A 25,336-nucleotide genomic window follows, 5' to 3' on the forward strand; every position below is an offset into this window, starting at 1 on the left:
AAGAAGTAAGGCAAATGAGAATCACGTGCTAACGCAGTGGCAGGCATTTGCAAAAAGGAAGTGCCTAGTCCTGATAGCCCCTGATCACGTCATCCGCGATCAAAGCCAGTGAGGTCGGGCTGGCGGCCGTGACGTACCAGGCCTGCGGGTCGACGAACACCACGCGGCCGTGCTTCCATGCGTTGGTCTGGCGCAGCAGGGGGTTGTCCAAGGTGTCTGCTGTCATCATTGGGCGGTGCTCCATGACGGCGGTGCGATCCACCACATAGAGGATGTCGGGGTTGGCCTGCTGGATGAACTCACTGGAAATCGGCTGGCCATGCAGGCCGGTATCCAGGGTAGTGGTGGCCGGCTTGACGCCTAGGTCATTGAAGATGAAGCCGTAGCGCGACTGCACGCCGAAGGCGCTGAAGGCGCCGTTGTTGTGCAGCACCACCAGGGCCCGCTCCGGGCGGTCGCGGGTGACGCTGCGCGCCTGGGCCAGCTTGGCCTCCAGGGCGTCAGCCTTGCGCTGGGCCAAGCCTTGCTTGCCGAACACCTGCCCAAGGCTGAGCAGGTGCTGCCTGACCATGGCGACATGCCCGGTTTCGCTGTCGCGATAGTCCACATCGAAGTGCAGGGTCGGCGCCATTTCGCTCAGTTCGTCATAGTGGTTGGCCTGCAGCGAGGTGATCAGGATCAGGTCAGGCCGCGCCGCATGCACCCGCTCCAGGTTGGGCTGCACGATCGAGCCGACATCTGCCGTTTGCCCGGCATCCTTATAGCGTGCAAGAAAGTCCGGCACGAAGTCCTTGGGCATGCCCGCCACGGGTACGCCCAACTGGTCGAGGAAGTCCACTTCGTTCATGTCCAGAGCCACCGTGCGCTGTGGCAGTTGACTGATCACTGTGGTGCCCAGTTTGTGCTGTACGGTTAACGGCGTGTAGTCGCCATGGCGCGTGGTGTTCGCCGGTGCCGCTGTGGCTGCCGTGGGCTCGTTGCAGCCGTGCAGGGCGAGGGTGGCGGCTAGCAGTAGCGCCAATGGCCAGCCGTTGGCGGGGTGGTTGCGGTTCATTGCTGTTCTCCGGGTGGGTTGAAGTAGTTGCACAGGCGGCCGCGCGCGCTGTGGGTGATGTCGAAATCCAGCCCGTACAGCGCGTGCAGCTGTCGCTCGGTCACAACCTGCTCGACGCTGCCGCTGCAATGCACACGGCCACCCTGCATGGCGACGATGCAGTCGGAGTAGGCGGCTGCAAAGTTGATGTCGTGCACCACCAAAATCACCGTGCGGCCGAACTCGTCGCACAGCCGACGCAGGGCGCGCATGATCTGCACGGCGTGGCGCATGTCGAGGTTGTTCAACGGCTCGTCCAGCAGCAGATAGTCGGTCTGTTGGGCGATGGTCATGGCCAGAAAGGCCATTTGCCGCTGGCCGCCGCTGAGTTCATTGAGGTAGGCCTGGCGCAGCGGCTCCAGGGACAGAAAGGCAATGGCCTGGTCGATGGCCCGACGGTCTGCAGCGGTGAGCGCACCACGGCTGTAGGGGAAGCGGCCGAACGCGACCAGTTCGTCGACGGTCAGGCGCAGGTTGAAGTCGACCGACTGGCGCAGGGTGGCCACGCGCCGGGCATAGTCGCCGATGGCGATGCTGTCGATGCTTTGCCCGTCCAGGCGTATGTCACCGCTGGCAGGCGCCAGCAGCCGGGCCAGCATCATCAGCAAGGTGGACTTGCCGGCGCCATTGGGGCCGATCAGCGAGGTCAGCTGCCCGCGTGGGAAGCTGGCGCTTACCCCGCTCAACACCTCTTTGCTGCCATAGGTTTTGTGCAGGTCGTGGACAGTAATCATGCGGCTCCCCGGTTGCGCACCATCAGGGCGAGGAAGTAGGTGCCACACACCAGGTTCACGAGGATGCCGACGGTGGTCCTGTAGTTGAAGACATGCTCGACCAGCAACTGGGCGGCAATGAACACGGCAATGGCCACGGCGCTGCCGAGGGCCAGGGTGACCCGGTGGCGGAAGGTACCGGCCATCGCATAGGTGATGTTGGCGACGAACACGCCCATGAATGCCGTGGGCCCCAACAGGCTGGTCGACACCGCGACCAACGCTGCGATCAGCGCCAGCAGCAGGCGCACGTTGCGCCGGTAGTCCACGCCCAGTGAAATGGCCTGGTCGCGTCCGAGTGCCAGCACGTCCAGCACCGGTACGGCCCGGGCCAGCAGCACACACACGCCCGCCACCAGCACGGCCGAATACAGCAGCAACTGCGGCGATGCCCGGTTGAACGAAGCCTGGGTGTAGCCCAGCAGCATCGAGAACTCGCCGGGGCTGACTTTCAGCTGGACGAACTGGGTGAACGTGGCCATGACCATGGTCAGCACCAGGCCGACCAGCAGCAGGAAGTACACGTTGTTTTTGCCGTCACGAAACAGCCAGCGGTGCAGGGCCCAGGAGTAGCCGAGCATCAGTAGCATCGAGAGCAGGAAATTGCCGTCACTGCCGAGCAGGATCAGCCCCTGCACGCCCATGCCCAGCACCAGCAGCGCCTGCAGCAGCAGGTACACGGCTTCGTAGCCCATGATCGCCGGGGTGAGGATGCGATTGCCGGAAAGGGTCTGGAAGGCGATGGCGGAGCAGGCCACGCACACGCCACCGATCACCATGGCCGCCAGGCGCACAAGGCGCTTGGGGATGAGGTAGGCGAAATCCGCCCCAGCGTTGACGAACACGAACAGTGTGGCCAGAGCGACCACGGCCAGCCACAAGCAGTGTCGGCCTTTCATCGCTGCCTCCAGATGATCAGCCCGAGGAAGATCAGCCCGCCCAGGCCGCCTGCAGTCAGGCCGATGGGCACTTCGAACGGGTAGATCAGCAACCGCCCGAGCAGGTCGCAGACCAGCAGCAAGGCCGCACCGCCCAGCGCCACCAGTGGCAGGGTGCGGCGCAGGTTGTCGCCATGGCGCAGGGCGACCAGGTTGGACACCACCAGGCCGACGAAGGGGATGGCGCCGACGATGATCACGCTGGCCGACACCGTCACAGCTACCAGCAGCAGGCCCACCGTCACGTTGGCGGTGTAGTTCAGGCCCAGGCTGGTGGCCATGCCTTCGCCCATGCCCAGCACGGTGAAGCGCTGTGCGTACAGGTAGGTGAGCAACACGATCGGTACAATCAGGTAGAGAATTTCGTAGCGGCCCTGCACCACCTTGGAAAAATCACCCAGTAACCAGCCCTGCATGCTTTGCAGCAGGTTGAAGCGGTAGGCGTAGAACTCGGCCAGCGCACTCAGCACGCCGCCGTACATCAGGCCGATGACCGGCACCAGCACCGCGTTGCGGGCGCGTATGCGGCGGATGAGGGCGACAAACAGCAGGCTGGCGGCAAAGCACACGGCCAGTGCGAACAGCATGCGCAGCAGTGCCCCGGCCGCGGGCGCCAGGCCCAGCGACAGCAGGATGCCCAGGCGCGCGGCATCGAGCCCGCCGGTGGTGCCGGGTTCAACGAAACGGTTGCGCACGATCTGCTGCAGGATCACACCGCATACCGCCAGCCCGACACCCACCAGTATCAAGGCGGCCAGCCGTGGCAGGCGGCTTGCGGTCAGGGTCAGCCAGGCGTCGCCTTGCAGGGTAAGCAACTGAGACCAGGCCAGCTCACGAACGCCGACAGCCAGTGAGGCCGCGCACAACACCAGGAACAGGATGAGGCATGCAACACGCATCAGTCGTGTTCCACCCTCGGTGCCCCGATGCGCCAGCCGTTGGCGGCGTGGCGCTGTTCGAGCATGCGTGCATAGTGCCCGCCATTGGCGCGCAGTGTGGCCGGTGTGCCTTGTTCGACAACCTGCCCGGCGTCCAGCACCACGATATGGTCGGCCATGGCCACGGTGCTGAGCTGGTGTGCGATGACCACCAAGGTGCAACGCCCATGCAGGCTGTGCAGCGTCTGGGCAATCACGGCCTGGTTCTCGGCATCAAGGGCGGCGGTGGCTTCGTCCACCAGCAGTACTGGTGCTTGCCTGATCAGCGCACGGGCAATGGTCACACGCTGGCGTTCGCCACCGGAAAGCTGCGCACCACCTTCGCCCACGGACGTATCGAGGCCCCCGCGCAGCCGTTCGAGGGTGTGTCCCAAGCCGGCCATGTGCGCCGCTTGCAGTACCTCGGCGTCGCTGGCATCGGGTTTGCCGATACGGATGTTGTCGGCGATGCTGCCCTGGAACAGCCAGGTGTCCTGCAGTACTTGGCTGACTGTGTCGGTCAGGCTGGCGCGGGCCATTTGCCGCACGTCGACGCCGCCAATGCGCACACTGCCTTCGGTGGTATCGAAGAACCGTGCAATCAGGCGCATCAGTGATGTCTTGCCTGAGCCCGAGGCGCCGATGACGGCGGTCATGCTGCCTGCCGGGATGTGCAGGTTCACGTTTTGCAGCACGTCGGGCCCGGTGGGATTGTAGCGCAAGCTTACCCCTTGCAGGTTGATTGCGCCGCCCACCGGCCGGTGGGGCGAGGCGGGTTCTGGCAACGGCTTGGCTGCCAGGATCCGTTCGATTTCCTGCAGCTGGCCATGGGCCCCGCGCAGGATCTCGACATGGCTGGCCACGTCCTGCAGCGGGTCGATGAAGCGGCACACCAGCACCAGTGCCACGATCACCGCAACTGCGTCCTGCGCTTGGCCACCCGCCTGATCGCCGAACCACAGGCCGGCGGCCACCAACAGCGCGGCAAATGTTGCCTGCACGGCCCAACTGTTGAGCAGTGCTGACAGCGAAGCACGAATGATCAGGCCCATGCCGCTGCTGCGCTGGCGCTCCAGGCTTTGCGCCAGCAACCGTGTGCCCCCACCCTCCCCATTGAAGGCCCGCAGCACCGACTGTGCCTGGGCGAACTCCACCATACGCTGGCTGGCGGCGGCGAAGTGCTGGTGAAAGGCGTGATCGGCCCGGCGCCCCAGGCGTGCGCTGAACAGCAGCACTGCAGCCAGCGCCGGCAGCGCTAGCAGGGCGACAAGCCCCAGCGGCGGGTGCAGGATGAACAGCGCAACCAACAGCACCAGCGGCGTGACGCTGCTACTGATCAAGGGCGTGAGCACATGGGCCGGCAGTTGGGCCACAGCCATCGTGCCCTGGGTGATCACATGCCCGAGCCGCGCGGTGTTGTCAGGGGTGAACCAACCCAGTGGCAGCTGTGCTACCTGGGCGCCAATGTGCTGGCGGCCGCCTTGCAGCACCGCTACCGCCAGGCTTATGCCGGCCTTTTCCACCTGGCGTCGCCAGGCCCAGCACAGCGTCAAGCCGGCGGCCAGCACGACCAACCAGGCACTGGCAGCGTGTATTTCGCTGTTCAGTAGGTGCAGCATGAGCGGCGCCAGGGTACTGATGGTCAGGCCACTGAATACCCCGTACAGCACGGTCATCAGCAGGTAACGGCGCCAGGCCGGGGCGCATTCGCCCAGCAGTCGAACGAAGGTTTTCAGCATGCTGGCAGCGCCTTTTTCACGGTGTCCTGATAACCACCCTGCGCCCACAGCCGTGCATAAAGGCCTTGGCGGTTGAGCAATTCGCTGTGGCGCCCTTGTTCACACAGGGCGCCTTGGTCCAGCACCAGGATCTGGTCGGCATGCATCACCGTGTCCAGCCGGTGGGCGATGACCAGTAGGGTGCGACCCCGGGCGAAACGCGACAGGGCATCCTGGATCGCCGCCTCGCTCTCGGCGTCGGCGGCTGCGGTGGCCTCGTCCAGTACCAGCACGGGCGGGTCGAGCAGCACGGCGCGAGCAATGCTCAGGCGCTGCTGTTCGCCCCCGGACAATTGCGCGTCTTCGCCCACCACCGAGTCATAGCCACGCGGCAGTTGCAGGATGCGTGTGTGAATGTTGGCCAGGCGCGCAGCCGCTTCGACTTGTTCGCGGGTTGCAGCCGGTTTGCCCAGGGCGATGTTGTCGGCCACGCTTGCATGGATCAGCCGCACCTCCTGCAGCACGAAACCTATGCGTCGGTACAGTTCGCGGCTCTCGATCTGCCGCAGGTCGACGCCACCCAGGGTGATGCGCCCGGCGTCTGGGTCGAAAAACCGTAGCAGCAGGCGCGCCAGGGTCGACTTGCCGGCGCCAGAGGGGCCGACGATGGCGGTCGTGGTGCCGGGGGCCAAGGTGAAGCTGACGTCATCGAGCACGTTGTTGCCGGGGGCGTAGGCATGGCTCAGTTGCTCCACGCGCAGTTCGCTGCCGTTGGGCAGGCTGCCAACTGCAGGGGCCGGCAGCACCGGGGTGTCCAGCAGGACCTGCACCCGCTGGGCCGCCCCCACCGCGTTGTTGAGGTCGTGGGTAATGTAGTGCAACAACTGTAGCGGCGCGCACAACCCAGGTGCGACCAAGGCAAAGGGCAGTATCTGTAGCGGCTCTATCCAGCCCAGGGCCACGAACGCCATGCCTGCCAGCAGCACCACACCCACTACCGTCACCGGCGCGATCAAGGCATTGGCCCGTGCCATCGCCGCAACCAGTGGGCGGGTGAAACCGGTGAAGGTGTTGGCAAAGGCATCGACCGCGGCACGGTAGCGGTCCTGCGCGTTGCCGCGCCCGCCGAATGCTTTGACCAGCGGCATGCCATTGACGAACTCGACCACCGCGTTGTCGATGCGCGCCATGCCCGCAACCACATCACCCATATGCGCTGCGCTGGCCTTGATGGCACGGTGCAGAAACAGGAAGAACGCCGGGAAGGGCAGCAGCACGACCACGGCAAGGCGCCAGTCCATGGCGAACAGGTAGGCCACGGAAATCAGCACGGCGCCCACGGTGCGGCCCAGTGTGGTGAAAAAGTGCGCGGTCAGGCTGTGCAGTGTGCCGATGTCGTCCTGCATGGCCCGTTTCACTTCGCTTGATGCCCGCTCGCTGAACCAGCCGAGCGGCACTTGCATCAGGCGCTGGCCGATCGCCACGCGCAGGTGATGGGTGATGTGGTTGTCGGCCTGGTGCGCCAGCATTTCGGCTGCGGTGATCAGGGTCATGCCAGTGAACAGGCTGGCGATGCTGGCTGCGATGGCCCGGCCAATGGCGCCCGATGTGGCGGTTTCGCTCAACGCCAGGTGTGCGATGTGCGCAATGCCTGCCAGCGGTACCAAAGCCAGCATCGAACCCGCCGCAGCCAGCACCGCCGACAGCGCCAGCCGCCCGCGAATGGGGGAAAGCACACGGCTGAGCGGGCTGCGGGCTTTGTTTGTTGAAGGGGCGGCATCGTCAAGGGGCGTTGATGAATCGGACATGAAGCGGGCCTGGAAAGCTGCAAATTAATTAGTTGCATGACTATAAACTAATTTGCGAAAACCCGACAAGGCAGCTACAAGACTGTCTTCACAAAGCCTGGAGGAACCGATGCAACCACCACAACGCACCCCCGGACGCGGTCGCCCTCGCACCATCACCCGTGAACGGATTGCCGACGTGAGCATCGCCATCGGCTTGCCCAACCTCACGTTCGTTGGCGTGGCCGCTGCGTTGGGCGTAAGCCACATGGCGCTGTACAAGCATGTGCCGAACATCGAAGCACTCAAGTGTCTGGTGGCCGAGGAGATCTTTCAGCGCTGGCAGATCCCTAGGGCAGACGGGAATTGTGTAGAAGGGTTGCAGTCCTACCTGACGCGCTTTGCCACGTCGGTACAGGCATTCGTCAAGGCCCACCCGGGTCTGACGCCCTATGTGATCCGCAGGCTGGCAGCGACAGAAGCGATGATCGACAAGATCAATGACCACCAGGCGCACATCGCCCAGGCCTACGGCCTGAGCCTGGAAGAGGCGCGCTGGTTGTTGTCGACGGTGGCGTTCCATGGCTTTGCCGTGGCCGATACGGTGTACACGGTGTCGGGGCGCGAGCCGCTGCTGGAGGCCGACCGGGCTGGCGAAGAATCGGAGATGGAAGTGGAATTGCTTGAGGGCATGCAGGCGCTGATTGTCGGGGCGTTGGTCATGCTGGAGCAGCGGGGTTGAGCCTCATGTAACGGCTGTGCGCCTTTTACTGCCCAGGTTAACTTTTTTGCCATCCCGGCAGAAAGCCCACGTACGCTCTACACTGCTGCCAAGATGGACCAGGGCAGCTTGCCACCATTTGGCCCGTCACGCTGCCTGCGAATGGCCTTGGCCTGCATGATCGTTCTGGCTGCTCCTTCAAACTGCCACACATGGAGTACCTGGAATGGGCTGCGTGTCGAATGACCGTGTTGCCGGTAAAGCCGGGCGTGGCATCTCGCTGCAATGGCTGGTGGCGCTGGCCATCGTGCTGGGCATGCTGCTGCTCGGCGCCGCCCTGGCCTGGCAGGGTTACCGCGGAATTCGCCAAACCCTCGTGGCCGCCGCTGGCGATGCCGCCCAGCAGGTTGCCAAGACGATCGACGAGCGCGCCAGGCGCATGATCGAGCCGGCGCAAAGCAGCATTCGCCTGCTGGCTCACAACACGACGGTGCACACCCAGGCACAGCGCCTGGATCGGCTGCCACAGCTGGTGGAAATGCTGGACGCCAACCGCATGCTCAGCGCCGCCTATCTGGGTTACCCCAGCGGCGAGTTCCTGTTGGTGCGTCGCCTGCGTGACCCACAGCTGATGCAGCGTTTCGCCGCTCCACCGGGCACGGCTTTTCTGGTGCAGAGCGTCAGCCATGGCGACGGCGCCAAGGTGCAGGGCGAGTGGCGCTTTTATGATCGGGCGCTGAACTTGTTGCAGGCCCAGGCCAAACCTGACTATCGCTACGATCCACGCCTGCGCCCCTGGTTTGCTGAAGCCACGGTACAACCCTCTACTGTGCTGACGCGCCCCTATGTGTTCTTCACCACCCGCGAGGTCGGCTTGACCATGGCCCAACGTAGCGTCGACGGTGGGGCCGTGATCGGCCTGGATGTCTCGGTCAACGACCTGGCCAGCGAGACTCAGGACCTGCGCATGACCCCGGGTACCGAGATCGTGGTGGTCGATGACCAGGGCAACGTTGTGGCCTATCCGGACCCGCAGCGGGCAATCGTGCACGAAGGGCAAGGCGTGCGCCTGTCGCGTGTCGCCGAGCTGGGCGCTCCCAGCCTGGCGCGGCTATACGCTGACCTGCCGAAGGGCAACCAGCCTCAGCCTTATCAGGTGGACGGCCAGACCTGGTACGGCATTCGTGTGCAGCTGACCACCCTGGCCGGGCACGACTTGCACGTGCTGATTGCCGTACCAGGCCACGAGCTGATGGTGGGGGCACGCAAAGTCTTGTTCGAGCAGTTGCTCTGGACCGTGGCACTGATGGCCGTGTTGCTGGTGCTCGGCGGTGTGCTCGGCCGGCGCATTGGCCGCCCGCTGCGGCTGTTGCGCGAGCAGGTTCAAGGTTTGGCCAGTTTTGATTTCAGCCGTGAAGTGGGCGTGCACTCGCGGGTTTCCGAGGTGCGCGAGTTGAGCCGCGTGCTGAGCCGCATGTCCGGTACTATTCGCCACTTTCAGGCGATTACCCTTGCGCTCAGCCGCGAGCGAGACCTGGAGCGCATGCTCGATGGCGTGCTGAGCCATCTGGTAGAAGCTGCCGGGGGCGACGCCGGCGGGGTTTACCTGTACGACGCTGAACAGGCTTTGCTGCGCCTGGCCGCCTCGTGCCGCGGTGAACACTACCCAAGCGAGCTGGCAGTGGATGAAAGCGCCCGGCAGCACTTGGCTGCAACAGTGACCCAGGCCCTCGGCCTGCACGAACGCAGTCTGGCCGTGGTGCTGAATGACCGTAGCCAGGCACTGTTGGGCATCCTGGTCCTGCAAATGGGCGAAGAGCAGGCGCAGGAGCGGGTGGGCGAGGCATTTCGGCGCTTTGTCGAGGAGCTGTCCGGTGTGGCTGCAGTGGCCATCGAAACCCGCCAGTTGGTCGAAGCCCAGCAACGCCTGCTGGACGCCATGATCAAGCTGCTGGCAGACGCCATCGATGCCAAGAGCCCCTATACCGGTGGCCACTGCGAGCGGGTGCCTCAGCTGGCGCAGATGCTGCTGGATCAGGCAGTGGCAGCCGACAGCGGTCCGTTCGCCAGCTTCAGCATGACCGAGGCAGAGCGGTACGAGTTCCGTGTGGCAGCGTGGCTGCACGATTGTGGCAAGGTCACCAGCCCCGAGTACGTGGTGGACAAGGCGACCAAGCTGGAGACCCTGTACAACCGCATCCACGAAGTACGCATGCGTTTCGAAGTGCTGTGGCGCGATGCGGAGCTGGCTTATTGGCAAGGCCTGGCCAGCGGCGTCGACCAGCAGGTACTGAAAGCCGCACTGCAGCGAAGCCAGGCCGAGCTGCAGGACGACTTCGCTTTCGTCGCCCAGGCCAACATCGGCGGCGAGTTCATGCAGGACACCGATATCCAGCGCTTGCAGGTGATCGGCAAGCGACGCTGGCTGCGCCATTTCGATAACCGCCTGGGCATCTCCCGTGACGAGGCGGAACGCTTTGTCGGCGTGCCGCAGCCTGAACTACCGACAGAGGAGCCATTGCTGGCCGACCGCCCCGAGCACTGCGTGCCCTGGGGCACCCGCACGCCGCCGGTGGTGAAGGACGACCCGCGTAACATCTGGGGGTTCGACATGCATCTGCCAGGCCACGCCAGCAACTACGGCGAGCTGTACAACCTGTCGATCCGCCGTGGCACGCTGACTGACGAAGAACGCTTCAAGATCAACGAACACATCGTGCAGACCATCATCATGCTCAGTGCACTGCCGCTCCCGCGTCAGCTCAAGCGGGTACCCGACATCGCCGGCAACCACCACGAAAAGATGAACGGCAGCGGCTATCCGCGCCGTCTGGACGGGCAGGACCTGGGCATTGCCGAGCGAGTGATGGCGATTGCCGACATCTTCGAAGCACTGACGGCAGCAGACCGGCCATACAAACCCCCGAAGACGCTGTCCGAATCGGTGAAGATCCTGGTGGCCATGGCCCGCGAGGGGCACGTCGACGGGCAACTGCTACAGCTGTTCCTCAGCAGCGGGGTATACCGCCAATATGCCGAGCGCTTCCTGCGCACCGAGCAGATCGACGAGGTGGATGTGACCTACTGGCTGGCGCAAATTCAGGAGCGCAGCGCAGCGAGACCTGTGAACTGAGGGGTGACAGCACTGAAAAATCAGACCGCGTGGCGCTCGATTCAAGCGCCACGGCCTTTCCCGGCGTCCTCCTGCAGAGCGCCGACCACCCGGGTATTGGGGGTCAGCTCACTCATACCCCTGCACCCCGGCAATGTGCCGCCCGGCGACATAGCCAAAGGTCAGCGCCGGCCCCAGGTTGATGCCGCCCGACGGGTACCAGCCACCAAACACGCTGGCCATGTCGGTACCTGCTGCATACAGGCCTGCAATCGGTTGCCCCGCCTCATCCAGTACACGGGCATTGCCGTCGGTGCGCAACCCGGCAAAGGTGCCAAAACAGCCGGGCTTTACTTTCACCGCATAGAACGGCCCGTGCTCGATGGGCGCCACGCAAGGGTTAGGGCCCTTGTGCTGTGGGTCACCCTGCTTGCGGTTGAACGGCGTGGAACCGCGGCCAAACGCCGGGTCCTGGCCGTTACGGGCATGGGTATTGAAGTCAGTGACCGTGGCGCGCAGCCCGGACGGGTCAATGCCGCAGGCCTGGGCGAGCTGCTCGAGCGTAGCGCCGCGTTTCAGGTAGCCGTTGCGCACATGCGGCCCTACCGGCAGCGGTGCCGGGCGGGCATGCCCCAGGCCATAGCAGCGCAAGAAGCGATGATCGCAAACCAGCCACGAGCACACCTCCTGGCCCTGCGGCACTGCAGCGACCATGGCCGACACATAGTCGTAATAGCCATGCGCTTCGTTGACGAAACGCTTGCCGTTGGCCAGCACGCCGATAACGCCCGGTTTGCCGCGCTCGATAATGTGCGGGAAGTGGCCGACGCTGCCGTCGCGATACGGCACCTGTGAAACCGGTGCCCAGGCCACTGGCGACTTCAGGTCGGTGGCAACCACGCCGCCGGCGGACTCGCCCAGCCGCAGGCCATCGCCAGAACACCCCTTGGGCGGCAGCGCCAGGTTGTCGTGGCCGCTGGCATCGCGCGGGAACAGTTGCTGGCGCCGGGCGTTGTCATTGGGGAAACCGCCTGCCGCCAGCACCACGGCCTTGGCGCGGATCAGCTGCTCGCCCTGTGGCGTCGCGACCCACGCCCCGCGCACCTGGCCACCCTCGATCAGCAGGCGTTTGGCCGGCGCCGACGCTTGCAGGTGCACACCCAGGTCCTGTGCCGATTTGGCCAGGCGCGCCACCAGTGCCACACCGTTGACCAGGTGCATGGCCCGACCATGGCGGGCCAGGTGGTACAGGTGGCGGCCAAAGCGCTTGCACACGTGCAGCAGGGCTTTGGGCGAGCGGGTCATGTTGAGGAAGGCGGCAAGGTCGGCACCGGCCATGATCGGCATGCCCATGAACGAGGTTTCGCGCATGGTCTTGCGCAAGCGTGGCAGCAGGGCGCCAACCTCGCGGGCATCGTAGGGCGCGGCGATCACCTGGTGGCCGCCAAGGGCTGCGCCTGGCGTATCGCCATGCATGTCCGGGATGCCGTTGCCGTCGGCAAACTGCAACGCCGTGTACTTCTCGAAAAACGCCACCATATGCGGGCACGCCTCAAGGAAGGCATCGACGCGCTCGGCATTGTAGTTTGTCCCCAGCTCATGGCGCAGATAAGTCCGCGGCTGTTCGATGTCTTCCTCGATGCCGGCCCTGCGCGCCAGCGGGTTGCGTGGCACCCAGGCCCAGCCGCCGGACCAGGCGGTGGCACCGCCAAACACCGGTTCTTTCTCCGCCACGATCACCTTCTGCCCATGCCAGGCAGCCGTGACGGCCGCCGCCAGCCCGGCGGCGCCAGAACCTATGACCAGTACATCGCATTCGGTTTCGAGAGGAGCGGAAGGCATTGCGGGTTTCCTGTGCTTTTATTAGAACAATGTTCCACATTCTTATCAGCAGCGGGTGGTCCTGCAAGGTCAGGTTGGTCATGTCAGGCAAGAACTGGGCGATCATCGGACATTCGGGGTGGCCCGAGCTGCGCTGGCTAGCGACGATGTGGAATCATCTTCTAGAATTCGCAAAAAAATCAGGGACCTGTGACATGGCTGGTAGTCAGATCGAACGCGCCTTCAGTCTTGTAGAAAGCCTTACCGGTGAACCCCAAGGGCTGCCGTTACAAACCCTGGCCGAGCGCCTGGACATTCCCAAAAGCGCTGCCCACCGCATGCTCACGGAGCTGGTGCGGCTGGGCTACGTGCGCCAGAACCGGGAAAACAGCCGCTATCAGCTGTCGGCCAAGTTGGTAGCGCTGAGCTTTCGTTACCTGGCCAGCAGCGGTGCCGACATCATCCAGCCGATTCTTGACCGCCTGGCCCAGGACAGCGGTGAACTGGTGCGCCTTGGGGTAATCGACGGTGCCCGGCAAACCTGGATCGCCAAGTCTCAGGGGGCCCGCTCCGGGCTGCGCTACGACCCGGATATGGGGCGCGACGCGCCGCTGTTCTATACCGCCTCCGGGCACGCCTGGCTGGCCAGCCTGGACGATGAGCAGGCGCTGCAGATGGTGTTGCGCCAAGGTATTGCCGACCCCGACCAGTTCGGCCCGAACGCGCCACGTTCCACCGACGAGCTGCTCGCCTACCTGCACCGCGCCCGCGAGCGTGGTTATGCCTGGGTCGAGGAAACCTCCGCCATCGGCACCTCAGCCCTGGCCGCAGTGGTGCGCCGCCCGCAAAGTGTCGAGGTGATTGGCGTGCTGAGCATCGCCGGGCCCAGCGCGCGGCTGGCACAGAGCCGCCTCGCAGCGCTGGCACCGCTATTGTTGTCGGCGGCAGAAGAGCTGTCGGCGGCCAGTCCCGCCAGCGAGCTGTTTGCCTGAGGGAATATTCCGGTCGATTACCGCACAGTCTGTTGCGCCCGTTCTTCTGAAAAGCTGAACTTGGTTCTAAATTGTCGAGTATGAATTTTGGAACCCGGTTTCAGAATTTCATAACAACAATGACAAGAGGACAGGCTGTTGAACGCACCCCTTCGTATTGCCTTGATTGGCGCCGGCATCATGGGCCGGCAGCATTACCAGCACTTGCGCAATGTGCCGCAAGCCCAACTGTGTGCGGTAGCCGACCCCGGCCCGCAGGCCGAGGCCTTCGCTGCCGAGTGCGGTGTGCCATGCTTTGCCGACCACCGGCAAATGCTGGAGCAGGTGCGCCCCGAGGCAGTGATCGTCGCCAACCCCAACACCCTGCATGTCGCCACCGCCCTGGATTGTGTCGAGGCCGGGGTGCCAGTGCTGGTGGAAAAACCGGTGGGCGTGAACCTGGATGAAGTGCGTGCACTGGTGGAAGCCTCACGCCGCCGAGGTGTACCGGTGCTTGTAGGGCACCATCGCCGACACAATCCGCTGATCGCCAAGGCGCACCAGGTGATCAACGAAGGCAAACTGGGCCGTCTGATCAATGTCACCGCGCTGTGGCAACTGCAAAAGCCCGACAGCTATTTCGAAACGCCCTGGCGCCGCGAGCCAGGGGCCGGTTTCTTGCTGACCAACCTGATCCACGACCTTGACCTGTTGCGTTACCTGTGCGGCGAGGTGGTGCAGGTGCAGGCCTTCACCCGCAACGATGTACGCGGTTTTGCCAACGAAGACAGCGCCGCGGTGCTGCTGCAGTTTGCCAACGGTGCCCTGGGCAGCCTGACCGGGTCTGACGCGGTGGCTGCACCGTGGAGCTGGGAGCTGGACGCTGGCGAAAGCCCCGTGTACCCGCGCCAGGATGGCCAGCCGTGCTATCTGCTGGCCGGTACCCAAGGTGCACTGAGCATTCCCCAGCTCAAGCGCTGGCATTACGCCGAGGCAGGCTCGGGCTGGCATACGCCCCTGTTGCAAAGTTCGGAAAGCATCCCTGCCGGCGAGGCATTGACCCTGCAATTGCAGCATTTTGTGCGTGTTGCCCGGGGTGAACAGGCGCCGCTGATCGACGCTGCCGACGGGGGGCGCACACTGGCGCTGATCGAAGCGATACGACAGGCAGCCCAAAGCGGTCGGGCTTGCGCGCCCGCGCACATTGGCTGATACAACCTTACTATTGCTGGTGATGATAAATGACTGATCGAATTTTTTCCCTCGCGGCCCTGACGGTGCTCGAGCTGTCTCCACCGGACATGGTCGAGGTCGCCGCCCGAGCGGGTTACAGCCATGTCGGCCTACGGCTGGTGCCAGCCACCGAACAGGAGCGGCATTTCCCGTTGGTTGCCGATGCCGAACTGCGTCGGCAAACCCAGGCGCGCCTGCGCGACACGGGCATCAAGGTGCTCGACCTGGAGATCCTGCGTCTTGAACCGGCAACCTGTGTGGCCGATTTCGAAGCGATCCTGGCGGTGGGCGCCGAGCTGGGTGGCACTGAATTGCTGGTAGCGGGCAACGACCCCGACGAAGCGCGCCTGACCGAACGCTTTGCCGCATTGTGCGAGCTGGCGGCGCGCTACAGCATTCACCCTCACCTGGAGTTCATGCCCTGGACCGACGTACGTGACCTGCGCCAGGCCATGCGGGTGGTGGCCAACGCCGACCGCGCCAATGGCTGCGTACTGGTGGATGCCTTCCACTTCAACCGCTCCGGCTCTTCGCTGGACGACCTGGCGCAACTGAAGCCGAAGCGCATGCGCTATGCCCAACTGTGTGACGTTGCTGGCCCGGTACCGGCCGACATGGACGAGATCCTGCGCCAGGCGCGTAACGAGCGACGCTTCCCGGGTGATGGCGATGCCGATCTGGTTGGCCTGTTACGCGCCTTGCCGCCGAGCGTGCCGCTGAGCCTGGAAATCCCCACGCGGCAATTGCTGGAGCAAGGCGTCAGTGGCGAACAGCGCGCGCGCATGGCGCTGGAGAAAGCCCAGGCGGTATTGGCCGCGGTCTGATCGAGCGAACGTGGCGCATGGCACCGGTTACGCCACGTTCGCGAGTGAACCCACACCGAACGCTGCATTGTCGTTGTCCGCTTCTCAAGAAACTCCAAGCCAAAAAAAGGGCCCGCAAGGGCCCCGTAGAGGTAAGTGGCTAGCGCTCTCAGGCGCTCTCGACCTTGCGCGGTGCCATGAAATACATCCACACCAGCGCCAGGAAGTACATGGCCGGGATCATGGTAAACAGCACGGCATAGTTGTTGTTGGTAGCGGTCAGCACGCTGCCGACAATCTGCGTCATGAACATCCCGCCAATTGCCGCACACATGCTGCCGAAGCCGAATACGGTGCTCACCAGATGCTTGGGTGTGTAGTCCATCACCAGGCTCCAGATATTCGCCGTCCACGCCTGGTGCGCGCCTACCGCGATCGAGATGGCCGCCACCGCGACCCACAGTCCACTGGCGTTGGCAGCAAAGATGACGCTGAGCATGGTGCAGGCAAAGATCAGCATGGACACCAAGCGCGCTGTTGTGGCACGCACGCCACGGCCGATCAGCCACGAGGACAGAATGCCTCCCCCGATACTGCCGAAGTCTGCCGTCAGCCAGATGATGATCAACGGGATGCCCATCTGGGTCACGTTGATGCCCAGGCTGTATTGCTGGTTCAGGAACGGCGGCAGCCAGTACAGGTAGAACCAGAACACCGGCGCGGTAATCGCATAGGCCACTGCAAAAGCCCAGGTGCCACGCAGGCGCAGGATGCGGCTGAACGGCACGCGGGTCGGCTCGGGCTCGTCATCCTGCTGGATGTACTGCACCTCGCTCTGACGCACGCGGGGGTGGTCTTCCGGGTTGTAGTATTTCAGCACCCAAAACACGACCCACACCAGGCCCAGGCTGCCCATGGCGATGAACGCAGCCTGCCAGCCCCATACAGCCAGGATCAGCGGCAACAGCGCGGGGGTGACCATGGCGCCAACATTGGTACCGGCGTTGAACAACCCCGTTGCAATCGCCCGCTCACCCGCCGGGAACCACAGGCGCACGGTCTTGACGCAGGCCGGGTAGTTGGCGGCCTCGGTCAGGCCGAGGATGAAGCGGCAGACCATGAAACCTGCAGCCGAGGTGGCCAGGCCGTGGGCACCCGTGGCCAGGCTCCACAGCAGTACAGCGAAGAAGAAGGCCCGTTTGACTCCGACCTTGTCGATCAGCCGGCCTTGCAGCAGAAAGCCGATGGCATAGCCGACCTGGAACCAGAAATTGATGTTGGCGTAGTCCATCGCCGTCCAGCTCATTTCCTTGGCCAGCACGGGCTGCATGATGCCAAGGGCGGCGCGGTCGATGTAGTTCAGGGTGGTGGCGAAGAACACCAGGGCGAGCATGCCCCAACGGGTCTTGCCGACGCCGAAGGCGCCGCGGAGCTTGTCGCCGATCGAGCCCTGGGACATCCGGGGCGCGGCGGGGGGGATCTTGGAGTGGTTCATAGACTGCTCGTTTCTTGAAATTGTATTCAGCTGCGGTGCTACGGGTGCGTGACCGTTTCCCAGGCAGGGGGGCACGCAAGGCCGGTGCATGGTGAGCAGTGAAGACGGCAGCGTCAATTCAAGAGACGGGCTACTGTTCGGTTATCGAACGGTTGCGTTGGCCGGCGGGCGCGGCAGGTATTCACGTCACTGAAGGGTAGAAGGCTTTGGCCTTGGTTGCCTGATGGGCGCAACACCGACGTCAATGATCTGCACAGCCCGCGCTCAACGCTCTACCGGCCAGATAGCCGAAGGTCATCCCTGGCCCAAGGGTAATGCCACCGCTCGGGTAGTACCCACCCATCACGCTGTGCATGTCGTTACCCACTGCAAACAACCCGGGTATCGGCTGCCCTGCGTGGTCCAGTACGCGGGCTGAGGCGTCTGTGTCCAGGCCGGCGAAGGTGCCAAGGCTGCCTGGCAGCAGTTTCACCGCATGGAACGGCCCCTTCAGCAACGGCCGAAGCGACGGGTTAGGTGCCTGCTGCGGGTCGCCTTGGGCCCGGTTGTAGGCCGACGCGCCACGCAGAAAGGTAGGGTCTTCACCTTGTGCCGCGTGATGGTTGAAGCCCTCCACCGTGCGCTGCAACTGCTCGGCGTCGATCCCGCAGCGCTGTGCCAGTTGCGCCAGGGTAGCGCCGCTGTGCAAATAGCCACTGCGCTGATAGAAGCGGGTAGGGAAGGGAAAGGGCTTGGCCCAACCGATGCCATAGCGCCGTTGCGCAGCATGGTCGCAGATCAGCCAGGCCTCCGGCTGCTCAGCCTGCGGCGTGGCGGCGAACAGCGCGTTCATGAAGTCGTGGTAGCAATCGGCTTCGTTGACGAAGCGCCGACCATCGCGGCGCACGGCGATGAAACCGGGCTTGGCACGGTCGATCAGGTGTGGGAAATGGCCGAAATGGCCATTGCGGCGCGGTACCTGCGATACCGGCGCCCAGGCGCCCCCGTGGGCGCCTGCCGCAGACACCCGCCCACCCGCCTGTTCGCCCAGGCGCAAACCATCACCGCTATTCTCCCTGGGCGCAGCGGAGTAATGCTGGTCACCGTCCGGCGCGTGCGGCATCAGTTGCGAGATACGCTGGCGATCATGTGGGAAGCCACCGCAGGCCAGCACCACACCACGCCGTGCGTAGATCGCTTGGCCATCGGCAAACAGCGCGCCGTTGACCCGTTCTTCGCACAACAACAGACGGCTGGCCGCTTTCTCGGTCAGCAATGTCACGCCACGATCAAGGGCGCTGCGCAGCAGGCGCGCCACCAGCGCGTTGCCATTGACCAGATGCAAGCCGCGACGGTGCAGCAGCAAGTCTCGGCCATGGCGCAACAGGCGCTTGCCAACATGCAGCGCTGCCTTGGGCGAGCGTGTGGCGTTGAAGAAGGCAGCCATGTCGGCGCCCCCGGCAATGCCCATGCCGGCCAGGCTGACGATGTCCAGCGGTGGGCGTAACTTGTGCAACCAAGGCCCTAGCCGTCGCCCGTCGTAAGGTAATGCACACAGCGAGCGACCGCCGCGTGCACTGCCATCGCCTTCACGCATGTCGGGCATACGGCTACCGCACTGGAACTGCACGGCTGTGTGCTGCTCGAAGAACGCCACCATTTCCGGACCATGGCGCAGGAAGGCGCGTTGACGCGGGTCCAGCTCGCGGGTGTGGGTTTGCGCACGCAGATAGCGCTCCGGGGCATCGTCGGCTTCGACGATGCCTTCGGCGATGGCCAGCGGGTTGCGCGGTATCCACAACCACCCCCCCGACCAGGCGCTGGTGCCGCCCAGCTGGCTGGCTTTTTCCGCGACGACCACTGTCAGGCCATGATGCGCGGCGGTTACGGCGGCAGCCAGGCCAGAGGCGCCGGAGCCGATGACGAGTACGTCACATTCAAGGGGGGGCATGGAAGGGGTCCGCTCGGATGTTGGAAGAAGTGGCGTGTGGCTTACTGCAGCGGTGAGAAACCGGTCGGGCGCAGCAGCCGCGATTGCAGGCGCAGTACCGCGCCCAGCTCGCGGTTGCGTCGCGAGAATTCCGCCCAGCGCGAGTCTGCCGCCATGGCTGCGCGGCGTGCCATGCGGTCGTCGAGGCTGGCATAGCCCCAGATGTGCACCACTTGGTTGACGTCGCCGAACTCGCTGGTGAAAAAGCCCACCAGGTTGCCCAGGTGTTCGCTCTGCACCTCGAGTGCGTGGCTTTGGTACAGGGCCAGCCAGTCGGCCATTTTCAATGGGTCGAGGGTGTAGGTTCTCAGTTCGTAGTACATGCCGGGTTCTCCGTAGGGGTAGCCGGCGCCTGCAGGCGCGCGGTGACGTGGTTGGCAGCAAGCCAGCCGAAGGTGAGGGCAGGGCCCAGGGTGATGCCGGGGCCGGGGTAGGTGCCCTTCATCAGTGAGTTCATGTCGTTGCCGACCGCATACAGCCCGGGAATCGGCAAGCCGTTGCGGTTCAGCACGTTGGCATCGGCGTTGGTCACCAGGCCACGGGCTGAACCGAGGTCGCCGGTGTGAATGCGGATGGCGTAGAACGGCCCCTTGGTAAGGGGTGCCAAGCATGGGTTGGGCGTATGTTGTGGGTCGCCCATGTAGCAGTTGTAACTGTTGCCGCCTTTGCCAAAGGCGTGGTCGATGCCATTGCCGGCATCGCTGTTGAACTGTGAAAGTGTTTGCGCAAACACCTGTGGATCGACGCCGATGGCCAGGGCCAGTGCCTGCGATGTGGTGGCCCGGTACAGGTAGCCTGCGTCGATCAACGCCTGGTTGTTGACGGGCTTGGGCCGCGCCAGGCCAAGCCCGTAGCGGTTCATTGCCTCGGCATCGCAGACCAGCCAGCAGCTGGCAATGCCTTTGGCGAACATGGTGTGCACGAAGTGGTGGTAGGAGTCGGACTCGTTGACGAAGCGCCGCCCGGTTTGGTCTACCGCAATCACGCCCGGCTTGGCGCGGTCTGTGACCAGGTGCGGGAAGCGCTCACGTTCACCATCGGCATGACGTAGTTCGGAAACCGGTGCCCAGAAGAAGTTGGCCGCCAGGCCCTCGCCCTCGGCTGCTGCCACGGCCTGGGCAAGGCGCAGGGCGGCTCCGTCGTTGGCCGGTGGTGACAGGGTCAGGTGCGGCGCCTTTTGAGCCGGGCGGTAGTCGGCGGCCATTGCGCCTGCTGCGAATCCGCCCATGGCGCACACCACGCCACCACGGGCCATTACCCGCTCACGTCGGCCCTCGCGCTGTACGACCACGCCCGTGATCACGCCGCGCTCGGCGATCAGCTCCACGGCTTCGCTGCGCAACCACAACTGCGTGCCGTGGGCGAAGGCGCTGGTGGCCAGGCGGGCGATCAATGCGTTGCCGGTGGTAAGCCGGGTGCCGCGTGGGTGCTGCAGGCGGTCGCGCGCGTAACGCGCCATCAACTTCAGGCAATGCCACAGCGACCTGGGTGAGCGGCGAATGCTGAGGAAATGCTGGATATCCACCCGGTTGACCATCATGCCGCCGAACAGCAGCATGCCGGGCGGTGGCATCTGCAGGTCCTTGAAGCGTGTGCCCAGGCGCTTGCCGTCGTACTCGACCATTTCTAGCGCCCGGCCGAACTGAGTGGCACCGGGTGCATCCGGGTAATAGTCGGGCGAGAGTGGGCGCAGGGCATAACGCAGTTCGGTGTTCTGCTCCAGCCAGCGCAGCGCCTGGTGGCCATGCTCGATGAAGGCGTCGCCCAAGGCGGGGTCGTAGCCGTCGCCGATGACCTGCTTGAGGTAGGTGCGCATTGCCTCGGGGGAATCCTTGGCGCCGGCGTCACGGGCTTGGTCGGTGCCGTACAGCCACACCGCGCCGCCAGAAATCGCCGAGGTGCCGCCAAAGCGTTCGGCTTTTTCCACCACCAGCACCTTCAGCCCACGGCGGGCCGCGGTGGCGGCAGCGGCAAAACCACCGGCACCGCTGCCCAGCACAACCAGGTCGAAGCTGTTGTGTGTGTGCTCCAGAGTCGTCATGGCTTCAGATCTCCAACGGTGTGACGCCCATGAAGGCGCCAAGGTGGCCCAGTTGGGCGAAGGCCATTTCCGGGCCAGTCTGGATCCTGCAACCTACTTGCCGCGCGCGGTTCAGCAGCGGGGTGATCTCGGGTGAGGTGACCACGTCGGCGACCAGGGTGTCTGGCTGCAGGGTAGCCAGCAGGGCGGCGGACAACGGCAGCTCTGCGCGGGTGCCCATGCCGACTGGGGACGCGTTGGCCACCAGGTCGAAGTCTTCCAGCCCACTGAACTGTGTGCTGACCGTAAGCCCGGGGAAGCCGTTGCCGAGCAGTTCGCATACCGCACCCATGCGTGCGGTGCTGGGGTCGCAGAGGGTTATGCTGGCGATCCCTGCCTCAGCCAGTGCATAGGCAATGGCACTGCCAACACCGCCGCAACCGATCACCAGTGCCCGTTTGCCCGCCGGCTCGAAGCCATGCTTGTGCGCAGCGCCGAGGAAGCCGGCGCCGTCCACATTGTCGCCCAGCAGGCGTCCGTCGCGCTCGCGACGTATCACATTGATCGAGCCCAGGGCAGCCGCGCGCTCGCTCAGGCCGTCCACGCGGTTGGCCAGCGCCTGCTTGTAAGGCACGGTGACCACGCAACCGCGCAGGTTCTGCCAGCCACGCAGGGTATCCGCAAAGCTGTCCAGCGCCGCCTCGTGCAGGTCGATGGGCAGCATGGCGAGGTTGCAGTTGTTGTGGTTGAACCAGGTGTTGAAGTTTTGCGGGGACTTCACCTGGGCGATGGGCGAACCGACGATGGCGACCAGTTCAGTGGAACCTCGAATCATGCTGACCTCCTTATTGGCGTTGTTATGGCGCCAAGGGTGAGGCAGAGGGGCGTGGGCAACAATGCGCCAAGCGGCCACTTAATGCGATAATCGCAGTCATGATCCGGTTATCGCAGTAATCGGCTGTTTTTGTTCCTCTGGTAGCGAGTCGAATGCATGAACACACCCGCCATCCATCCCCGTGACCTGATCGCGGGCTTGCAGAAAGGCCTGGCGCTGATGCAACTGTTCAGCGCCGAGCAGCCGCGCCTGAGTGTGCCGCAGGCGGCCAGGTTGTCTGGCCTTACGTCCAGTGCGGTGCGGCGGTTTCTGCTGACCTTGGTGCATGAGGGCTTTGCCGAAACTGACAGCCGTGAGTACTGGCTGACCCCCAAGGCCTTGCGTATCGGCCAGGCTTATGTGGACTCAGCGCAACTGCCGCGCATGCTGCGGCCGATTGTTGAACAGGTGGCGCGGCAGACCCAGGAGCACGTATCGGTGGGTACCCGCGATGGCGATGAGATCATCCATCTGGTGCGTAGCCGGTATAGCCATGTGGCGTCTTTGTCGATCAGGCCGGGCTCGCGGGTACCGATGTATTGCACGGCCAGCGGGCGAATCTGGCTGGCCTGGCTGGATGAGGGGGAGCGGGACGAATACTTTGCCCGTCACCCGCTGCGGGCGTTGACGCCTTACACACTGACAGACCGGGCGCAGCTGGACGCTGAGCTACAGCGCGTGAAGGGGCAGGGGTTCTGTATCGTTGATCAGGAATATGAAATCGGTATGCGGGTGCTGGGGGTGCCATTGCTGGGGCGGGCCGGCCAGTTGAAAGCCACGCTGACCATCACTACTCATGCATCGCGGTTGAGTATTGATGAGATACGGTTGCGGTATTTACCGACCCTGTATGAGGCGCAGGCGTTGCTTCGGCCAGTGCTGGATTGACGCAGACATGGCGCAGTTTGCGGGCTGGCGCCCTGGATGCGAGAACGGGTCACCCGGAAAGGTGGCTTTGCTCGCCTTTTGGGCCGCTGGACGGCCCAAACCTGTTGACTGACAGGCTTCAGCATCCGGCTCGGTGGCCGGTAGTGGATTTCAATCAATGAGCCAACCCTGGTCCCCCTCGATCAAGGTCCCTCCATGACTGGTAGTGTCACCCTCCCTTGCTGCGGGGTGGCCCTCGATGATCGTGCAGGCAGCGCCGGTTTCGATAACGGCGCCACAACTGATGCGATCGCCCACACGAGCGACGGCCTTGCCATCCACGAATGTTGCATTTGCGCCGGTTTCCACGGTGCCTTCGCCATGGAGCGGGCAGCTATGACGATGGCCTACCAGTACGATGGGTTTCATTTGCGCTTCCTTTTGCCGGGTTGAATGGGGGCTTCCTCAAATGCTTCGGGAGGCGGTGGCGCTGCTCGGACGTTGAACAGGCGGCAGATGCCGTACCAGCAGAGGGCGACGGAGAGGTTGTAGGGAAACAGCACGGCCCAGAACGGCAATTGCCAGTTCTTTTTACCCTGCATTTCACCGGGCTCGCCGGTTCGCCAAGGTGCATAGTGGCGCCAGGCTTCTGCCGGGGTCAGGCAGATGGCGTGCAGTGGCTTGTGCCACCAGTTGGGTTCACCGGGCGGAGGGAGTTTGTCCGGGCCGTGATCCATGAAGTGGCGGAGGTATTCCCATACCTCGGCGACATGCTTGACGCCGGGTTCGGTGGGTTCGTTACTGTCGACCCAGAGGCAGTCTTTTTGGTGCAGGCTGCCGTCTTCGCGGCGGGGGGCGAAGGCGAGGGCATAGCTGGTGCTGAACGATGAGCCGCCGTATTCGGTGCGTTTGAAGATGCCACCTCCGGTGTTACTCCATTCAAACACAAATACCTTGCTCAAACGTCGGTAGTAGATCTTTTGGGTTGATCGGTTGAGGCAAATGGTTGATAGGCCCTTTATAAAGAGAATTCGATAAACTAGGAAGGGAGTGAACACGAAGGGGGTTATTAGAAATAAAAACATCAATAAAATGTCTTCGTTGTAGAGTCTCGAGATGCTGGGGGATAGATAAGGGTAAGTGCTTATCAATAGTGTGATCGTCATTGCGCAGTACAGTTTTCCCATAAATACGGAATCTGTTACCCATGGGTTTCTCAGGCACAAGGTATTCTCGGATAGTTTTGCTAATTGTCCTCCAATTGCAGGTGCGTGCCCTGAGTATGACGTTGAATTGAATATCCAGATGGTTGCCATAATTAGTGATCCAGACGGAAAAGTGACAGCGTCTCAGTGTCTTCGTCCAACCCTTGATTGGCGCGGTAAGTTAGATGCAGTAAGACAGGATTTTGGTTGGCTAGCGTGTTCTCGAAATGCAGAACCAGGCCAGCACCTACGATGTGGCCGGTCGGGGCAATTGGGAATACGTTTATTCCTTTGTCGTCACGGAGGGTGCTCAAGCTTCCTGACCATTCGCTTACCCCAAGCACAAAGCCAGGCAGCAGTACTGTGAATTCAGCGGTTGGTTGGGAAGTGATTACTTTGTTATGTGTGATCGCTGTCCAATCTGGCGGCGACCAGTGGTTATTCTGATGCCATCGGGTGTCGACGTTAGTTATGCCGAGTGATAAGGCCTGCTCGGCGAATAGTAGCTTGGGTCCATAATGTTCATTGTGCCAAGCCTTAATTTCTGTTTGCAGCGAGGTGAAAGCAGGCAGTTTTTTGTGAAAGTCCAAGTTGATGTCGGCGTGCGACTCTCCATCATTGATGCGATTGCCGAATATGCTACGTGCTGCCCACAGTTCTATTGGGCTGTGAAGGCGTTCATGTGCCTTGGCGTGTAGGTAGAGGCCTCCTGCTATGATGGCTACGCCTACGAGGACAAGGGCAGCGGCGGCCCATCCGGCAAAGGGTACCAGCGTTGTAGCGCCCGCAATGGCAAGTCCTGCTTCAAGAGTGACAGCAGAGCCAATGGCCATGGTTAATCCACCAGCAATTGTGTATCTGCCAGCCGTAGAATTGCCGTTATCGAATTGGCGCAATCCCTTAGATAGGTCAGAAAATAGGCTAAATGCAATTGCCGGGTATCCGGCTAAACGCGCAAACAGATTGCTACCCAAGAACTTGATGATCCCATTGCCAAAGGCCATGCCTGGCGCAGTTGA

At 63.5% G+C, this 25,336-nt stretch carries 20 protein-coding genes and 1 pseudogene; 6 read left to right on the plus strand and 15 right to left on the minus strand.

All coding sequences use genetic code 11. From position 1 onward, the window contains the following. Window positions 1-64 precede the first annotated feature (64 nt). Genes ACF8O8_RS05395 through ACF8O8_RS05420 form a run of 6 tightly spaced genes read right to left on the minus strand, consistent with a single transcriptional unit; the run spans window position 65 to window position 7,247 of the window. Window positions 65-1,054 carry a siderophore ABC transporter substrate-binding protein gene (locus ACF8O8_RS05395; RefSeq protein ID WP_014591457.1) on the minus strand — a complete coding sequence of 330 codons (990 nt, stop codon included), beginning with the start codon at window positions 1,052-1,054 and terminating at the stop codon, window positions 65-67. Then, window positions 1,051-1,827, minus strand: a complete 777-nt coding sequence (locus ACF8O8_RS05400) for an ABC transporter ATP-binding protein (RefSeq protein ID WP_010953514.1) — start codon at window positions 1,825-1,827, stop codon at window positions 1,051-1,053. Before ACF8O8_RS05400 ends, ACF8O8_RS05395 begins: the two co-directional genes overlap by 4 nt. Next, a complete protein-coding gene (locus ACF8O8_RS05405; protein WP_010953515.1) occupies window positions 1,824-2,765 on the minus strand; it encodes an iron chelate uptake ABC transporter family permease subunit in 942 nt (313 codons plus the stop codon). The genes ACF8O8_RS05400 and ACF8O8_RS05405 overlap by 4 nt, the downstream gene beginning before the upstream one ends. Further along, window positions 2,762-3,703, minus strand: coding sequence for an ABC transporter permease (locus ACF8O8_RS05410; RefSeq protein WP_010953516.1), 942 nt, complete (start codon window positions 3,701-3,703; stop codon window positions 2,762-2,764). Before ACF8O8_RS05410 ends, ACF8O8_RS05405 begins: the two co-directional genes overlap by 4 nt. Continuing rightward, window positions 3,703-5,460 (minus strand): ABC transporter ATP-binding protein, encoded by a 1,758-nt coding sequence (locus ACF8O8_RS05415; protein ID WP_049588131.1) that lies wholly within the window; start codon window positions 5,458-5,460, stop codon window positions 3,703-3,705. Before ACF8O8_RS05415 ends, ACF8O8_RS05410 begins: the two co-directional genes overlap by 1 nt. After that, on the minus strand, window positions 5,454-7,247 hold the full coding sequence (locus ACF8O8_RS05420) for an ABC transporter ATP-binding protein (RefSeq protein WP_010953518.1): 1,794 nt from the start codon (window positions 7,245-7,247) through the stop codon (window positions 5,454-5,456). The genes ACF8O8_RS05415 and ACF8O8_RS05420 overlap by 7 nt, the downstream gene beginning before the upstream one ends. Before the next feature lie 109 nt (window positions 7,248-7,356). Between ACF8O8_RS05420 and ACF8O8_RS05425 the strand changes: the two genes are divergently transcribed. Together ACF8O8_RS05425 and ACF8O8_RS05430 are read left to right on the plus strand one after the other, a co-directional pair. After that, entirely contained in the window at window positions 7,357-7,968 is a 612-nt protein-coding gene (locus ACF8O8_RS05425) for a TetR/AcrR family transcriptional regulator (RefSeq protein WP_049588130.1), read from the plus strand. 205 nt (window positions 7,969-8,173) lie between these two features. Continuing rightward, window positions 8,174-11,080, plus strand: a complete 2,907-nt coding sequence (locus tag ACF8O8_RS05430) for an HD domain-containing phosphohydrolase (RefSeq protein WP_392509344.1) — start codon at window positions 8,174-8,176, stop codon at window positions 11,078-11,080. A 108-nt stretch (window positions 11,081-11,188) separates the two neighbouring features. Here ACF8O8_RS05430 and ACF8O8_RS05435 read toward each other — a convergent pair whose 3' ends face one another. Beyond that, window positions 11,189-12,901, minus strand: coding sequence for an FAD-dependent oxidoreductase (locus ACF8O8_RS05435; protein ID WP_392509345.1), 1,713 nt, complete (start codon window positions 12,899-12,901; stop codon window positions 11,189-11,191). 194 nt (window positions 12,902-13,095) lie between these two features. Between ACF8O8_RS05435 and ACF8O8_RS05440 the strand changes: the two genes are divergently transcribed. The 3 genes from ACF8O8_RS05440 to ACF8O8_RS05450 all read left to right on the plus strand — a co-directional run bounded on the left by ACF8O8_RS05440 (window position 13,096) and on the right by ACF8O8_RS05450 (window position 15,908). Further along, the gene (locus ACF8O8_RS05440; protein ID WP_392509346.1) at window positions 13,096-13,872 is read left to right on the plus strand and encodes an IclR family transcriptional regulator; all 777 of its coding nucleotides are present in this window, start codon (window positions 13,096-13,098) and stop codon (window positions 13,870-13,872) included. A 138-nt stretch (window positions 13,873-14,010) separates the two neighbouring features. Then, a complete protein-coding gene (locus tag ACF8O8_RS05445) occupies window positions 14,011-15,063 on the plus strand; it encodes a Gfo/Idh/MocA family protein (RefSeq protein ID WP_010953524.1) in 1,053 nt (350 codons plus the stop codon). Window positions 15,064-15,092: 29 nt separating this feature from the next. Next, window positions 15,093-15,908: a sugar phosphate isomerase/epimerase family protein gene (locus ACF8O8_RS05450; RefSeq protein WP_392509347.1), complete on the plus strand. Its 816-nt coding sequence runs from the start codon at window positions 15,093-15,095 to the stop codon at window positions 15,906-15,908. Between the two features lie 148 nt (window positions 15,909-16,056). Here ACF8O8_RS05450 and ACF8O8_RS05455 read toward each other — a convergent pair whose 3' ends face one another. From ACF8O8_RS05455 to ACF8O8_RS05475, 5 genes are all read right to left on the minus strand, one after another. Beyond that, the gene (locus ACF8O8_RS05455) at window positions 16,057-17,382 is read right to left on the minus strand and encodes an MFS transporter (protein WP_012052802.1); all 1,326 of its coding nucleotides are present in this window, start codon (window positions 17,380-17,382) and stop codon (window positions 16,057-16,059) included. A gap of 241 nt (window positions 17,383-17,623) precedes the next feature. Next, window positions 17,624-19,312, minus strand: a complete 1,689-nt coding sequence (locus ACF8O8_RS05460; RefSeq protein WP_350297686.1) for an FAD-dependent oxidoreductase — start codon at window positions 19,310-19,312, stop codon at window positions 17,624-17,626. Window positions 19,313-19,353: 41 nt separating this feature from the next. Then, a complete protein-coding gene (locus ACF8O8_RS05465; RefSeq protein ID WP_003250862.1) occupies window positions 19,354-19,674 on the minus strand; it encodes an NIPSNAP family protein in 321 nt (106 codons plus the stop codon). After that, window positions 19,659-21,392 (minus strand): FAD-dependent oxidoreductase, encoded by a 1,734-nt coding sequence (locus ACF8O8_RS05470; protein ID WP_392509348.1) that lies wholly within the window; start codon window positions 21,390-21,392, stop codon window positions 19,659-19,661. The genes ACF8O8_RS05465 and ACF8O8_RS05470 overlap by 16 nt, the downstream gene beginning before the upstream one ends. 4 nt (window positions 21,393-21,396) lie before the next feature. After that, window positions 21,397-22,206, minus strand: a complete 810-nt coding sequence (locus ACF8O8_RS05475; RefSeq protein ID WP_010953529.1) for a shikimate dehydrogenase — start codon at window positions 22,204-22,206, stop codon at window positions 21,397-21,399. 156 nt (window positions 22,207-22,362) lie between these two features. Here ACF8O8_RS05475 and ACF8O8_RS05480 point away from each other — a divergent pair, with 156 nt between their 5' ends. Then, on the plus strand, window positions 22,363-23,133 hold the full coding sequence (locus ACF8O8_RS05480; RefSeq protein ID WP_064491504.1) for an IclR family transcriptional regulator: 771 nt from the start codon (window positions 22,363-22,365) through the stop codon (window positions 23,131-23,133). A 150-nt stretch (window positions 23,134-23,283) separates the two neighbouring features. Here ACF8O8_RS05480 and ACF8O8_RS05485 read toward each other — a convergent pair whose 3' ends face one another. The 3 genes and pseudogenes from ACF8O8_RS05485 to ACF8O8_RS05495 form a co-directional block, all read right to left on the minus strand. Then, entirely contained in the window at window positions 23,284-23,541 is a 258-nt protein-coding gene (locus ACF8O8_RS05485) for a PAAR domain-containing protein (protein ID WP_003250871.1), read from the minus strand. Next, window positions 23,538-24,428: a DUF6708 domain-containing protein gene (locus ACF8O8_RS05490; RefSeq protein WP_392509349.1), complete on the minus strand. Its 891-nt coding sequence runs from the start codon at window positions 24,426-24,428 to the stop codon at window positions 23,538-23,540. Before ACF8O8_RS05490 ends, ACF8O8_RS05485 begins: the two co-directional genes overlap by 4 nt. A 2-nt stretch (window positions 24,429-24,430) precedes the next feature. Continuing rightward, a pseudogene (locus ACF8O8_RS05495) lies at window positions 24,431-25,336 on the minus strand (hypothetical protein); the annotation flags it as partial.

It is taken from the genome of Pseudomonas sp. TYF_14 (genome assembly GCF_043105275.1).
Lineage (GTDB): Bacteria > Pseudomonadota > Gammaproteobacteria > Pseudomonadales > Pseudomonadaceae > Aquipseudomonas > Aquipseudomonas alloputida.